The 13,395-nt window shown below is 62.7% G+C and carries 16 protein-coding genes; all 16 read left to right on the top strand.

The annotated features are described in order from the left end of the window. Positions 1-1,877, top strand: a 1,877-nt coding sequence (locus EN906_RS00760; RefSeq protein ID WP_281060433.1) for a DNA methyltransferase, incomplete at its 5' end; no start/stop codon positions are given. After that, positions 1,874-2,602, top strand: a complete 729-nt coding sequence (locus tag EN906_RS00755) for a hypothetical protein (protein WP_127266766.1) — start codon at positions 1,874-1,876, stop codon at positions 2,600-2,602. The genes EN906_RS00760 and EN906_RS00755, both read left to right, overlap by 4 nt. After that, the gene (locus EN906_RS00750; RefSeq protein WP_127266767.1) at positions 2,595-2,903 is read left to right on the top strand and encodes a hypothetical protein; all 309 of its coding nucleotides are present in this window, start codon (positions 2,595-2,597) and stop codon (positions 2,901-2,903) included. The genes EN906_RS00755 and EN906_RS00750 overlap by 8 nt, the downstream gene beginning before the upstream one ends. Next, a complete protein-coding gene (locus tag EN906_RS00745; RefSeq protein WP_236383315.1) occupies positions 2,900-3,268 on the top strand; it encodes a hypothetical protein in 369 nt (122 codons plus the stop codon). Before EN906_RS00750 ends, EN906_RS00745 begins: the two co-directional genes overlap by 4 nt. Then, a complete protein-coding gene (locus EN906_RS00740) occupies positions 3,265-3,558 on the top strand; it encodes a hypothetical protein (protein ID WP_127266768.1) in 294 nt (97 codons plus the stop codon). The genes EN906_RS00745 and EN906_RS00740 overlap by 4 nt, the downstream gene beginning before the upstream one ends. Further along, the gene (locus EN906_RS00735; RefSeq protein WP_127266769.1) at positions 3,555-4,115 is read left to right on the top strand and encodes a hypothetical protein; all 561 of its coding nucleotides are present in this window, start codon (positions 3,555-3,557) and stop codon (positions 4,113-4,115) included. Before EN906_RS00740 ends, EN906_RS00735 begins: the two co-directional genes overlap by 4 nt. A gap of 103 nt (positions 4,116-4,218) precedes the next feature. Further along, positions 4,219-4,995, top strand: a complete 777-nt coding sequence (locus tag EN906_RS00730; RefSeq protein WP_127266770.1) for a hypothetical protein — start codon at positions 4,219-4,221, stop codon at positions 4,993-4,995. Continuing rightward, positions 4,992-6,170 carry a helix-turn-helix domain-containing protein gene (locus EN906_RS00725; RefSeq protein ID WP_127266771.1) on the top strand — a complete coding sequence of 393 codons (1,179 nt, stop codon included), beginning with the start codon at positions 4,992-4,994 and terminating at the stop codon, positions 6,168-6,170. Before EN906_RS00730 ends, EN906_RS00725 begins: the two co-directional genes overlap by 4 nt. Then, positions 6,142-6,816, top strand: a complete 675-nt coding sequence (locus EN906_RS00720) for a transcription termination/antitermination NusG family protein (RefSeq protein WP_164748672.1) — start codon at positions 6,142-6,144, stop codon at positions 6,814-6,816. Before EN906_RS00725 ends, EN906_RS00720 begins: the two co-directional genes overlap by 29 nt. A 144-nt stretch (positions 6,817-6,960) precedes the next feature. Next, positions 6,961-7,254: an HNH endonuclease gene (locus tag EN906_RS00715; RefSeq protein ID WP_127266773.1), complete on the top strand. Its 294-nt coding sequence runs from the start codon at positions 6,961-6,963 to the stop codon at positions 7,252-7,254. A 90-nt stretch (positions 7,255-7,344) separates the two neighbouring features. Next, entirely contained in the window at positions 7,345-7,830 is a 486-nt protein-coding gene (locus EN906_RS00710; RefSeq protein WP_127266774.1) for an AraC family transcriptional regulator, read from the top strand. Then, positions 7,817-9,526: a terminase TerL endonuclease subunit gene (locus EN906_RS00705; protein ID WP_127266775.1), complete on the top strand. Its 1,710-nt coding sequence runs from the start codon at positions 7,817-7,819 to the stop codon at positions 9,524-9,526. Before EN906_RS00710 ends, EN906_RS00705 begins: the two co-directional genes overlap by 14 nt. Continuing rightward, positions 9,527-10,804, top strand: coding sequence for a phage portal protein (locus tag EN906_RS00700; protein WP_127266776.1), 1,278 nt, complete (start codon positions 9,527-9,529; stop codon positions 10,802-10,804). Beyond that, complete coding sequence (locus EN906_RS00695; RefSeq protein ID WP_127266777.1) at positions 10,801-11,658, top strand: head maturation protease, ClpP-related; 858 nt, start codon at positions 10,801-10,803, stop codon at positions 11,656-11,658. Before EN906_RS00700 ends, EN906_RS00695 begins: the two co-directional genes overlap by 4 nt. A 10-nt stretch (positions 11,659-11,668) precedes the next feature. Then, positions 11,669-13,039 carry a phage major capsid protein gene (locus tag EN906_RS00690; RefSeq protein ID WP_127266778.1) on the top strand — a complete coding sequence of 457 codons (1,371 nt, stop codon included), beginning with the start codon at positions 11,669-11,671 and terminating at the stop codon, positions 13,037-13,039. A gap of 63 nt (positions 13,040-13,102) precedes the next feature. After that, on the top strand, positions 13,103-13,390 hold the full coding sequence (locus tag EN906_RS00685; protein WP_127375049.1) for a hypothetical protein: 288 nt from the start codon (positions 13,103-13,105) through the stop codon (positions 13,388-13,390). Positions 13,391-13,395: the final 5 nt, after the last annotated feature.

Raw genomic sequence — 13,395 nt, 5'->3', positions numbered from 1 at the left:
CCCTGCTGTGGCACGACCTCGAGGATGAGCGGCGGGCGATCGAGGCGGTGGTGCCGGGCGTGCGCTCGATCTATGGCACGCAGGGGCTGGACCCGAACGAACAGAACGCCATCGGCTTCAAGGACGGCAAGTTCAAATACCTGGCCACCAAGCCGGAAATGTCGGGGGCCGGCAACAATTTCCAGAAACACTGCCACTGGGCGATCTTCGTCGGCGTCGGCTTCAAGTTCCATGACTTCATCCAGGCGGTGCACCGCATCGTGCGCTTCGGCCAGCTGCAGGAATGCCGCATCGACATCATCTTCTCGGAAGCCGAGCGCGAGGTGCGCCGCAACTTGGAAGGCAAATGGGCCGAGCATGAGCGGCTGATGGCGCGCATGGCGGAGATCATCCTCCGCTATGGACTCGACGGCCTGCCGCTCGACGACGTGCTATCACGCTCGATCGGCGTCGCTAGACGTGAAGAGCGCGGCGACATGTTCGTCATCGCCCACAATGATGCGGTGCTGGAGGCGCGCCAGACGGCAAGCGCCAGCGTCGGCGAGATCGTCACCTCGATCCCGTTCGCCAACCACTACGAATACACGGCGAGCTACAACGACTACGGCCACACCGACGACAACGACCATTTCTGGGCGCAGATGGACTTTTTGACGCCGGAGCTGCTGCGCATCCTGCAGCCCGGCCGGCTGGCCTGTATCCATGTCAAGGACCGGGTGCTGTTCGGCTCGGTGACCGGTGAAGGCGTGCCCACCGTGTCGCCGTTCCACGCCGAGGCGATCTTCCACTATCTGAAGCACGGCTTTCAGTACATCGGCATGATCACCATCGCCACCGACGTGGTGAAGGAGAACAACCAGACCTACCGGCTGACCTATTCCGAGATGATGAAGGACGCCACCAAGATGGGCGTCGGCTGTCCGGAATATGTGCTGCTGTTTCGCCGGCCGCAGAGCGACCTGTCGCGCGGCTATGCCGACCAGCCGGTGGCGCATGCAAAACCGCTGGTGGTTGCGGCCGATGGCCAGCACGAGCGCTGGAGCGATGGCGACCGCCGGCCGCAGGTGCCCGACAGCGGCTACACGCTGGCGCGCTGGCAGCTCGACGCGCACGCCTTCTGGCCGTCGTCAGGCGACCGGCTGCTGACCACCGATGAGCTTGTACGGCTCGGGCCGAAGCCGCTGCGGACGCTGTTCCAAAAAGTCTCGGAAGAGGCGATCTACGATTTCGAGATGCATGTGAAGCTGGGCGAGGAACTGGCCGCGCGCGACAGCCTGTCGAAGACCTACATGACGCTCGATCCGCCTTCGAAGCATCCGGCAATCTGGACGGACGTGGTGCGCATGCTGACGCTGAACGGGCAGCAGGCGTTCCGCAACCTGGAAAAGCATGTCTGCCCGCTGCAGTTCGACATCGTCGACCGGCTGATCGACCGCTACTCCAATCCCGGCGACATCGTCTACGACCCGTTCGGCGGGCTGATGACCGTGCCCTATCGCGCCATCCTGAAGGGCCGGCGCGGGCAGGCCTCCGAACTTTCCGACACCTATTTTCGCGACGGCACGCGCTACTGCCGCGAGGCGGAAGCCAAGCGCGCCGTGCCGACCATGTTCGACATGCTGGGCATTGATGAGATCGACCAGGCCGTCGAGGCGAAGGGCAAGCAGAAATATCGCGAGGCCGTGGCGGAAACGATCGCCGAGGCGCGAACCACCAACCGGCGCACGTTGCGGGCACTGCGTGATCGGTTGCTCACCCTGTCCGATGACGACCTTGCACGCGAATGGAACGGGTTCGACGACGGCTTGCTCTACGCCTACGGCGAGGATGGCGATGAGCTTGTGATCGGTGGCAATGTTGCGGAGGCGGCGGAGTGACCTTCCTTGGCTGCGAAACGATCTATGGCACCGACGGCGAGTATTCGACGCCGTACATGACCCGTCTATGGTTTGGCCGGCTGCGCCTGCACATCTTCCATCGTGGCGATGCCGATCCCAATCCTCATGACCATCCGTGGGATTTCTGGACGTTCCCGCTGACCAGCTACGTCGAGGAGTTCACGCTCCCGATACTCGAAAGTGATCGCGATCATGCCGAGTTGCCAATGGTGGCCCTCAAGATGGGATGGGCTACCAAGCGAAGGCTGGTTCGCGCGTTTCGCATCCACCACCGCAATGCCAGATACCTGCACAGGGTTCTGGGGCGCTTCTCAGGAGAATGGTGGCACGACTGGCCCGGGCGGGTGCGTGGAGCCCCGCCTCTGCCGTGTTTCGATGGGCGCAAGATCATCACCATCGTCTGGACTGGGCGACCATCACGAAAGTGGGGATTTTTCCGCTACCGTGACGGTACCTGGTGTTGGACGCCGTGGCGGGAATACATCTTTGGCGGCGGAAAGCACGCACCGTGCGAGCCGCCCCAATACGATCCCGATAAGAATTCAGCAGGTTGTTATGCAGCCGCGATCGAGGCGAAGCGGCTCCGAGGAGATGCACATTATCCCGAGCCGAAAGAGCGCGCACCGGATCCTGAGACCGAACGCCAGTTGAAGGAGCTGAAGCGTGCGCTTGACCGCAAGCTGCGGGAGGCCGGCAATGGCTGACCCGTTCGACCGCGACCGCTTCGCCGCAACCGTGCGCCGCCGTCTTGACGGCGTCTCTGTCCGCCAAGCTGTGGACGCCTTCCCTGCGCTCAACGTCGCCATGATCACACGGGCCAAGCAGAGCCGCTCAAACCTGACGGTGGGCAGCTTCCTGACCCTTTGCAAGGCGCTTCGACTGCGACCGATGGATTTCTATCTCGCCGATGTGAAACGCCGCCGTGTGACGCGGAAAACACTGCTTAGTCAACCTGTTACAGCATGCGTTCCATGTGAAACGCGGCATGAAGGCGATGCGCGATGACTGGTTCTTGGAAGGCCGAACAAGACCGCCAGTCGCAGGAATTGGCGGAGATCATCAATCGGGAGGATGGATGGATGACCGATTTCATGCTCCCGATCCTGCGCGAGTTGCACGATGCCGATGGTGATCGCGCGCGCGCCGACACCCTGCTCCGCATGCCCGATTCCGTGATCCTCAAATATCACGAGGTCATCGCAGCCGCCTGTCGCCGGGCTGGGTTCGAAGCCGGCTGGAACTTCGTCGCATTGCGGCTTTCGCTTGGTCTCGCCGTGCGCGATGCCGCAGGCATGCCGCCCGCTGATCTCGCCGCCAGTGCCGAACTGTTCCGCGCCGGCCTGGCTGAATTCGCGGGAGGTGCTTCATGACCGCGCTCGGCAGACAAGTCGATCCCCTTGCCCGCGCGCTGGCGCCCGTGGTGCGCGAAATGCTGATGGCGGAGGTCGAGCGAATAGCGGCTGCGATCCCGGCAGCAAAGCCGAGGACAATCAGCAAGGCCGATGACGACATCATGGAGGCGTGTCGCCAGGTTGCCGGCGCGGCCGACCGTTTGGCGCAGGCGAAGTTCGGTGCAGGCGAGATCGCCGCTCGTAAATCGCTGGAACGGGCGGCGAAGGTCTTGGGCCGCGCCATGCGCAAACACGGGCGCATGCCATGAACGCCGCCGTTCTCTCGCCCAACGCGACAAAGCTGCTCGCCATCCGCGAGTCACTCGCGGCCATCGCGCCGGCCGATTGGACGCGCGTGCATGGCGAGGCCGGAGCCTTCGTAGAGGCGCGCGGCGAGATGGGCGAATTGCTGGTGCTGCTGCGCTTCGATGCCGCGACGGTCGACGAGATCGACTTCGTCTGCAATGCGCCGGACACCGTGGCCTTCCTGCTGCGGCTGCTCGACGATGCGTTCGGCAAGATCCGTGACTTAAGGGGCGAGCCGGCGCCACGCCGCCAGATCGAGCAGCGCGGCGAACCGGCGGCGAGCGACGTGAAAAACTTCGCCGCCGAGTGCGGCATGAAGTGCCAGGAGCCGGCGTTCAAGGTGTTCCTGCATGAGCGGCATGGGCTGGAAAAGCCACTGACCGACGAGCGCGTGGCGCAAAAGGTGCGCAGCCTGCTCGGCGTGCAATCGCGAAAAGAACTCAACAATGGCGGGGCGGCAAGCGAAGCGTGGAAAGCGCTGCGCGCCAGCTTCGCCGCATGGCTGAAGGCGGAACGATGAACGCACCCTTTTCACTCGACAACCGGATGACGGTCGTTCTCTCCGCCGGCATGGGCGGTGGCTGCGATGGGCTGGTGCGGCATGCCTTTGCGGAGGCTGCGGAATGAGCGAAGTCCTCTTCTACGTCGGACTACACCAGCCATCCGATGGTCAGCATTTCGGCCGCGCTTGTATCAGCTGGCGGCGGTTGCTCGGCCGCAAAAAGCCGCTCGGTTGCGGCGAGGTGCTGATCGATAGCGGTGCTTTTACCGAGGTGGTTAAGCATGGCGGCTATCGCAGCAGCGTGGCCGAATACGCCGCCGCACTGCGCCGTCTTCATGCCGATGGCGTCGCCACCATCGTTGGCGCCGTGGCGCAGGATTACATGTGCGAGCCGATTGCGCTGGAAAGCACCGGCCTGACCATAATCGAACACCAGAAGCTGACCATCGAGCGCTACGACTTACTGGTCGCGGAAGATTTGCCGTTTCCGATCCTGCCGGTCCTGCAGGGCTATGCGCCCGAGGACTATGTCCGGCACATCGAGATGTATGGCGACCGGCTGAAACCCGACATGTGGGTCGGTGTCGGCTCGGTGTGCAAGCGCAATGGCGACCCGGCACGCATCGTCGAGGTGCTGAGCGCCATCCATGCCGCGCGGGCCGATCTGCGGCTGCATGGCTTCGGCATCAAGCTCACCGCGCTCAGCCATCCCGGCGTCAGAGCCCTGCTCTACAGCGCCGACAGCATGGCCTGGAGCGATGCGGCGCGCAAACAAGGCCGTAATGCCAATTCCTGGACCGAAGCAGCTCGCTACTGTGATGCTGTCGGAATTGCCATCGCGCTACCTCCTGCCCCTTGGCAGATGCCGTTGCCGCTGTCCAATCGGAGGGCGGCATGAGCGAGGAAGCCACCATCCGGCGCGGCGTCCGCAATGCCCGCTACACCACGGTGCCGAACCACGTGTTCGAAGATGTGCGCCTCTCCATGGAGGCGCGCTGGCTGCTGGGCTATCTCCTGTCGAAGCCGGACAACTGGACCGTCATTCTCGGCGACATCGCCAGGCGCGGCGGCTGCGGGCGCGACAAGGCGCGCAAGATCGTCAACGAGTTGGTCAAGCACGGCTATGCCGACAAGGAACAGGAGCGCGAAGACGGGCGATTCGGCAAGCTTTCGCTGGTCATCTTCGACGAGCCGCGCGAGCTTCGCGACAGTGCCGCCGGCGAAGGTGTTGCATCTTTGCCGCAGACTGAAAACCCGTCGACGGTGATGCCGTCGACGGTGAATCCAACACTAGTAAATACTGATGGTTTAGCAAAACCTGACAGTAGTTTTGAGAGAGAGCGCGAGCGCGAGGATCGACGAAGATCAGAGGCGCTTTTCTACAAATCGTTCAAGGGATGGGACCGTTTCGACGTCTCGCCCAAGCCGCCGATGCTGGCCGAGTGGTTCAAGCTTTCCGCCGCCGACCAAGCCGAGTGCGCACCGTGCGTGCCGCTGTTCCTGGCCGAGTGCCGCAAGGCCGGCGTCAAGCAGGCCTGCGCCGTGGCCACCTTCATCAAGGACCGCATGTGGGTGCCGTTCCTGCCGCGTCTGGCCGCAGCGACGGCGCCGGCGCAAGAAGCCACCGCGGCACCCTTCGGCAAGCTGTGGCAGGCAGCCCGGATGAAGCAACTGCTGACCGGGCCGAAAGCCGCCATGCCGCCAATGACGCGGTTCCAGCAGGACGCAATTGCGGCCGGCACCATGGACGGCGAAGCGCTGCAGCTGGAGCGTCAGGCCAAGCACGGATGGCCAGCGGTGAACGCCATGCACGACCGTGCCCGCTTCGGCGGTGGCGTGACGGTGGCGGCAACGCTGCAGCCCTTGGCCGAGATGATGGAGCAGGTCCGTGTCGGCACCGATCGCTGGACGGAGTGGGAGGTCGAGCACCATCGGCGCGGCTGGCCCTGGCTGCCTGCACCGGGACACGTCGAATGGGTGTGGATGCCGGCTGGCGGGCCGGCAGGATTGGAAACGTTTGAACAAGCGGTGCGAGGAAACCATGATGCGGGCGGACGTGAAGCGGCTGAGTGATGCGGAAGTGATCAATCTCGACCGCTGCTATGCCGAATCGGACAGGCAGCAGGGCATGAGCCGAAGGGCACAAGCGCTGCTGGCGGGAGCCGGCGAATCAGGACCGGTGCGCTGCTGGTACGTTCTTCGCGTTTCGGTTGGTCATGAAAATGCTGTGGATGAAGCTCTGCGGAAACTCTTCGTGGAAACGTGGTTGCCGGTCGACAGCACACAGCCCAAGCGCCGCGGAGGTCGTTCCAAGGCCAAGCGGGAAGAACAGGACAACCCTGCTTTGCCCGGTTATCTGATGATCTACGTCTCGGACACCGACCGTGTTCTGATCGGCATCAAGGCAGTGGATGAGGTTGTCGACATCGTCGGCGGATGGATGCAGCCAAAGCCTGTTTCGGAAAGCGATATCAATGGCTTTCGTGCTTTCCTCAAGCTCTCAGAGCGTGAGCGCCGCAAGCTTGCAGCCGAGGAGATGAAGAGGCGCAAGCCTATAGCCGAAGGTGATCGAGTGACGGTGACCGATGGCGCATTGGCTGGTCGCAAAGGCACGGTATCGCGGGAGGCTAATGACGCCTCCCTCTGGGTCGACATAATGCTGTTCGGCGGCACCGTGTCGGCGATGATCCCCCTTGCGAATCTCAGCAAGACAGAATAGCGAGTCCGTCCTAGGACGATCCGAACCGTGAAGCACATTCGCTTCCGAGGCTGTGTTCGCACCCATCCCAGTGAGGATGAGGGAAGCGCCAGGCGGACCCAGGTGAAGCGAGCAGCTTCACCGCAATGGAAAAGATTCCAGACAATGAGCAGCAACACAGCGCCTTGGCGGCGCTGGTATAAGACCGCACGCTGGCAGCAGGTGCGGCAGCGCATCCTGCTTCGCGACATGTACACCTGCCGCAAGACAGGCGTGCTGCTGATCGGCAAGCACCCTGCCCCGAACAGCCCAGTCATCCACCACGACAAGGAACATCGTGGCGACGAGGTGCTGTTCTGGGATGAAGACAACCTGATAGCCGTGTCCAAGGAATGGCACGACAGCGAAGCGCAGAAGGCCGAGCAGGTCAGCCTGCAACATCGAGGCGTCTGGTACTGACCATCGCCGACCAACCGGGGGGGCGGGTCGAAAGTCCGGAAGCCCCTCCCCGCCGGACCCGCGTCCCCCACATTCGGAGATTTTTTTCTGATGGAGCCGAATTTTGACCTGTTCGGTCAGCCGGTTCGTGAGGGCTTCGGTAACCGCGGCCGTCCGCCGTATGAGCCGACCGAAAAAGATCGCAACAAAGTCAAGCTGTTGATGGCGCTGGGCTGGGTCAACATCCGGATCGCCAACGCTCTTGGCATCTCGCCGGCGACGTTGAAGCGGTATTTTAGAGCCGACATGAAAGAGCGCGACGCAATGCGCGATCGGCTCGATGCCAGGCGGTTTGAGATCGCCCTCGAGCAAGCCAATGCCGGCAACGTCACGGCCTTGCGTGAACTCGGCGCCATGATCGACCGCAACGACCGCATGACGATCGAGGCTTCCATGGGCAAGGGCAGCGACCAGCCGGCGGCATCGAAAGACAAGGTTGGCAAGAAGATGATCGACGAGCAGCGCGCCCATGCCGCAGACGCCGATCTGATGGCCGAGCTCGAAAGCGAAGCAGCCGCGCAAAATGCTCGCCATTGAGGCGTTGCCGCGGTTCGCCTGTCCAGATTGGTGGGAGCGTATCAAGGCCGGACAGACGCCAATGGCCGATGTCCCGCTCAACCAGGAGAAGGCGGCCAAGGCGCTGGCTTTCTTCAACAGGCTGAAGCTGCCAGACGTGCCCGGCAATCCGCCGCTGTCTGAGGCCTGTGGCGAATGGTTCCGCGATATCCTGTGCGCCTTCCTGGCGAGCGAGGATCCGGACACCAAGCAGCGCCTGGTCTGGGAACTGCTTTGCATGGTTCCCAAGAAGAATTCGAAGACGACCTATGTCGCCGCCCTCGGCCTGACCGCGCTGTTCATGGAGGAAGCGCCGAACCGACAGATGCTGATCGTCGCGCCCAGCCAGAACATCTCGGAACGGTGTTTCGACCAGGCGCAGGGCATGATCAGGCTCGATCCTCGGCTCGATGCCATCTTCAAGGTGCAGGATCACCTGAAATGCATCGAGCGCCGCAAGACCGGCACGAAGCTCGACGTCAAATCCTTCGACACCTCGATCGTCACCGGCGAAATACCGATCCTGACGATCATCGACGAGGTGCACGAGCTGGGCAAGAAAGCGAAGGCCGCGGCGGTCATGCAGCAGATCAGGGGCGGCGGCATCACCATGCAGGGTGGCCAACTGCTGATGATCACGACACAGTCGGACGAACAGCCGGCCGGTATCTGGAAGACGGAACTCGACAAGGCGCGCAAGATACGCGACGGCAGGGGCGGCCAGGCGCCGATCATGCTGCCGGTCCTATACGAGTTTCCTCCCGAGCAGCAGCGCGACCAGACGTTCTGGCGCGATCGCAAACACTGGAAATACCTGCTGCCGAACATCGGCCGCTCGATCAGCCCGCAGCGCCTGATCGAGGACTACGAGAACAACGGCTCGGCGACAGCCGAGACGGAACAGATCTGGGCCAGCCAGCATCTCAATATCGAGATCGGCGTCGGCATCGCCGGCGACGGCTGGCGCGGTGCCGAATATTGGGAAGAATGCGCCGACGAGACGCTGACGCTGGAAGAGCTGATTCGGCGCTCTGAAGTGGCCGTGGTCGGCGCCGATGGCGGCGGTCTCGACGATCTGTTCGGCGTCTGCGTCATCGGTCGCGAGAAGGTGACGCGACGCTGGCTGGTCTGGACCCATGCATTCGCGCATCCGAAGGTGCTTGAAATCCGTAAGGAGATTGCGCCGCGGCTGCTCGGCTTCGTCGAGGAAGGCTCGCTCACGCTGTGCGAGGTTTCGGCCTATGTGGCGAAAATCGCGGCGATTGCCGAACGACTGCTCGATGCCGGCCTGCTGCCTGAAAAGAACGCGGTCGGCTTCGATCCTAACAACATCGCCGCCTTCGTCGACGCGCTGGCCTTGAAGGAAATCACAGGGCTGATGCTGCACCGGCTGCGCCAGGGTCCGGCATTGTCTCCGGCCTTGTGGGGCCTGGAGCACAAGTTGAGCGACAATTCGATTAGCCATGACGGCTCGGCCATGATGGCCTGGTCGGTCGGAAATGTGAAAATCGAAGTCAAGGGCAACGGCAACATGGCAACCAAACAGGCTGCCGGCCGGACCAAGATCGATCCCGTCATCGCCATGCTTTGCGCGGCGATCCTGATGAGCTGGAACCCGGAGGCAAAGCCACGTGTCGATCTTGCTTCATGGCTCTCACAACCGGCCGCGGTGATGTAGATGGCGATCTGGAAATGGCTCACCGGCCGGTTGAACGTCACCTCCGATCTGGACAAGTGGCGTATGATGTGGGGCTTCGACCACGATTCCGGCCAGAACGTGACGCCGGACAGCGCCATGAAGCTGTCGACATGGTGGGCGGCGAAGCGGCTGATCTCGGAGACGATTTCCACCTTGCCCGCCGGCGTCTTCGCGACAGCATCGAATGATCAGCGCACGGCGCGAAAGGACCATCGGCTCTACGAGATCCTTCAGATCACGCCGAATGCCGATCAGACGGCGGTGGAGTTCTGGGAAGGGCGTATCGCCCCGCTTTGCGACTTCGGCAATTCGTATGCCGAGAAAAAATTCATCGGTGACAGGCTGGTGGCCCTGCAGCCGATGAAGGCCGAAAACACCACACCGCTGCGCGATTCGTCGGACCGGCTGTTCTATAGGTTCAATGACCGCGGCAAGAACGAAGACCTGCCGAAAGACAAGGTCTTCCACATCAAGGGATTCGCACCCAACGACGAGGACGAGGGGCTTTCGCCCGTCGCCTATGCCGCTCGTTCGCTTGGCGCAGCCATCTCGGCGGAACGGGCGTCCGCCCGGCTGTTTTCCAAGGGCCTTCGCAACAGCGGGTTCTGGAAGCCGCCGGTCACGATGGACAAGGATCAACGCCAGCAGTTCATGGACAATTACGTCAAGCCTTTCGAGGGCCACGAAGGCCAGGGCTCGGGCATCATCATGCCGCCGGGCTTCGATTGGCAGTCGCTCAACATCACGCCTCGCGATGCCGAACTGATCATGGCGCGCGGCTTCTCCGTGGAAGATGTCTGCCGCTGGATGGGTGTGCCGCCAATTCTCGTCGGCCATGCCTCGGAAGGCCAGACGATGTGGGGTTCCGGCGTCGAACAGATCATCCTCGGCTGGCTGATCCTTGGTCTGCGGGCCTACCTAAAGCGCATCGAATCAGCCGTAAACACGCGCCTGGTCACGCCGACCGACAGGGCCGCCGGCATCTATTTCGAATTCAACTTCGAGGGGCTCCTCCGCGCCGACAGCGCCGGCCGTGCCGCGCTGATGTCGTCGCTGGCGCAGAACGGACTGCGCACCCGGGACGAGTTGCGAAAGCTCGACAATCTGGCGCCCAAGCCGGGCGGCGACGTTCTCACCGTCCAGTCCGCCCTGGTGCCTCTTGACCAGATCGGAAAGCAGCAAAGTGACGCGAACTCGGTGCGCAATGCGCTGCGTGCCTGGCTGATCGAAGAGCGCGAGGAAAGGAAAGCGGCATGACCGTTCGTGACCTGCCGGCGATGCCGGCCATATCCATGCGCTCCGGTCTTGGATCTGAAATTTGCCCGTCGGCGCTTGGTCGCTGGCAGGCCGACATCCGTGCAGCATCCGACGATACCACCGAGAACACGATTTCGATCCTCGGCGTCATCGGCGCCGACTTCTTCGGCGATGGCGTTACGGCTCGCCGCATCGCCGGCGCGCTGCGCGCCATTGGCGATCGTGAGGTCGTGGTCAACATCAATTCGCCCGGCGGCGATTTCATGGAAGGCCTCGCCATCTACAACCTGCTGCGAGATCACAAGCAGAAGGTGACCGTCAAGGTTCTAGGCATGGCCGCATCGGCGGCCTCGATCATCAGTATGGCGGGCGACCGCATCGAGGTTCCCCGCGCCGGGTTCCTGATGATCCACAATACCTGGGTAATGGCGGTCGGCGATCGCAACGACTTGCATGACATTGCCGATGTCCTTCAATCCTTCGATAAGGCGTCCGCGGACGTCTACGCCGCCCGCTCTGGTATGGACGCCAAGGACATTGCCAAGATGATGGACAAGGAAACCTGGCTTGCCGGCTCTGACGCCGTCGACAAGGGATTTGCCGATGCGTTCCTGCCGGCCGACCAGGTCGCCAAGGACGCCAAGGCCAGCCTTGAACTCGGCGCCAGCGCAGCCGCTCGCCGGGTCGAATTGGCACTTGCCAAGGCCGGCCTGCCACAGGCCGAACGCAAGCGCCTGATTTCCGAACTGAAGACCGGCACACGTGACGTTGCCGATGACACCACACGTGACGTTGGTGAAGCCGAAATGCGCCAGGCGATGAACGTCCTGTCGCGCATAGACATCAACCCCTAGGAGAAATCCAATGAATAAGACCTATACGCTCCTGGCGATTGCCGGGCTGCTCACCCTTGCCGTGATCGCCGTAGCCTTCGGCCTTGGACCGGACATCCTGACCACACATCATTCGAGCGGCTTGCTGATCGCCGAGGGTGCGGCGGCAGTATCGGCGCAGGACTTCAAGGCCCTCACCGACAAACTCGCGGAGGTCACCACCAAGTTCAACCAGAAGTCGGACGAATTGTCCAAAAAGGCCGAAGAGGCCCTGGCCGAGGTCAAGAACAAGGGCGAACTTCTGACCGCCACCAAGTCCGATGTCGACAAGCTTCTTATCGAGCAGACGTCTCTCAAGGGAGCCTTGAACGAAGCCCAGGCGCGCCTCACGGCGGCAGAGCAGGAAATCGTTCGCCGCCCGGGCGACAAGACGTCCGCTCACAAGACCATCGGCGCCCAGTTGGTCGCCGATCAGAAGACGAAGGATTTCGCCGCACAGGGGTCCTCGGCGCGCGGCAAGCACCGCTTCTCGGTCAATGCCGCAATCACCAGCGTCGACTATCCGGTCGGCGACAATCCCGGCATCGTCCAGCCGCAGATCCTGCCCGGCATTCAGGTGGCGCCCAAGCAGCGCTTGTTTGTGCGTGACCTGATCCCTGTCGGCCAGACCCAGAGCCCGGCTATTTTCTGGGTTCAGCAAACCGGCTTCACCAATGCGGCGCGTGTCGTGTCGGAAGGCACGAAGAAGCCGGAATCGACGATCGCCTACGACAGCAAGATGACGCCTGTCTCGACGATCGCCCACATCTTCAAGGCATCGAAGCAGATCCTGGCCGACTTCAAGCAGTTGCAGTCAGACGTCGACCGCGAAATGCGCTATGGCCTGAAATATGTCGAGGAAGAGGAAATCCTCTTCGGCGACGGTACTGGCGTCCATCTGCACGGCATCATCCCGCAGGCGGAGGCATTCGCGCCGGCGTTCACCGTGCCGCATCACAACCGGATCGACGACATCCGGCTGGCCATGCTGCAGGCGCAACTGGCGCGGCTGCCGGCAACCGGCATCGTGATGCATTTCATGGATTGGGCGGCAACCGAGCTGACCAAGGACGAAAACGGCCAGTACGTGTTCGCCAATCCGCTTCGCTTGGCCGGTTCGACGCTGTGGGGCCTCCCTGTCGTACCGACCGAGATTGCCGATTTCGAGGGCAATTTCCTCACCGGCGCCTTTGCCGGCGGCGCGCAGCTCTACGATCGCGAGGAGATGGGTGTCGAGATCGCGACCGAGAACAATGACGACTTCGAAAAGAACATGCTCACCATGCGCTGCGAAGAGCGCGTGGCTCTCGCCGTGTTCCGCCCCGAAGCCTTCATCTACGGCGGATTCACCTCGGCGACTTGATCGGGTCGGGCCAATCGATCCGGGCGGCGACAGACGCCGCCCGGCCATTCAAGGGAGATGAAGATGTCTGATGTTTCCGGTACCGCATTGCGGCCCTGGCTCGGCCAGGAGGGCCGTGTGAAAAAAGGCGCGCGGTTCGGCAAGGATGGCGATTTTCCGGCCATTGCCCACCGCCGCGCGAAGGTTCTCTACGAGGGTGGTCTTTTCCTCCCGGATGCGGAGGCGGCCGGCAAGGCATCCTCGCGCCCTTCTGGTTCCCGGACTGGCACCGGCAAACAGCCGTCATCGTCGCCAGCGGACCATCAGCATCCCAAGTCCCGCTCGAAATCGCCAGAGGTCGGGCAAGACTGATCGCC

The sequence above is a fragment of the Mesorhizobium sp. M7A.F.Ca.CA.004.06.1.1 genome (assembly GCF_003999135.1).
Lineage (GTDB): Bacteria > Pseudomonadota > Alphaproteobacteria > Rhizobiales > Rhizobiaceae > Mesorhizobium.
This window is presented reverse-complemented; position numbering and strand designations above follow the sequence as displayed.

Coding starts and splice junctions, on each gene's coding strand:
- EN906_RS00750 (WP_127266767.1), top strand. CDS start 2,595: ATGGCTGACCCGTTCGACCGCGACCGCTTCGCCGCAACCGTGCGCCGC.
- EN906_RS00745 (WP_236383315.1), top strand. CDS start 2,900: ATGACTGGTTCTTGGAAGGCCGAACAAGACCGCCAGTCGCAGGAATTG.
- EN906_RS00740 (WP_127266768.1), top strand. CDS start 3,265: ATGACCGCGCTCGGCAGACAAGTCGATCCCCTTGCCCGCGCGCTGGCG.
- EN906_RS00735 (WP_127266769.1), top strand. CDS start 3,555: ATGAACGCCGCCGTTCTCTCGCCCAACGCGACAAAGCTGCTCGCCATC.
- EN906_RS00730 (WP_127266770.1), top strand. CDS start 4,219: ATGAGCGAAGTCCTCTTCTACGTCGGACTACACCAGCCATCCGATGGT.
- EN906_RS00725 (WP_127266771.1), top strand. CDS start 4,992: ATGAGCGAGGAAGCCACCATCCGGCGCGGCGTCCGCAATGCCCGCTAC.
- EN906_RS00720 (WP_164748672.1), top strand. CDS start 6,142: ATGCGGGCGGACGTGAAGCGGCTGAGTGATGCGGAAGTGATCAATCTC.
- EN906_RS00715 (WP_127266773.1), top strand. CDS start 6,961: ATGAGCAGCAACACAGCGCCTTGGCGGCGCTGGTATAAGACCGCACGC.
- EN906_RS00710 (WP_127266774.1), top strand. CDS start 7,345: ATGGAGCCGAATTTTGACCTGTTCGGTCAGCCGGTTCGTGAGGGCTTC.
- EN906_RS00705 (WP_127266775.1), top strand. CDS start 7,817: ATGCTCGCCATTGAGGCGTTGCCGCGGTTCGCCTGTCCAGATTGGTGG.
- EN906_RS00700 (WP_127266776.1), top strand. CDS start 9,527: ATGGCGATCTGGAAATGGCTCACCGGCCGGTTGAACGTCACCTCCGAT.
- EN906_RS00695 (WP_127266777.1), top strand. CDS start 10,801: ATGACCGTTCGTGACCTGCCGGCGATGCCGGCCATATCCATGCGCTCC.
- EN906_RS00690 (WP_127266778.1), top strand. CDS start 11,669: ATGAATAAGACCTATACGCTCCTGGCGATTGCCGGGCTGCTCACCCTT.
- EN906_RS00685 (WP_127375049.1), top strand. CDS start 13,103: ATGTCTGATGTTTCCGGTACCGCATTGCGGCCCTGGCTCGGCCAGGAG.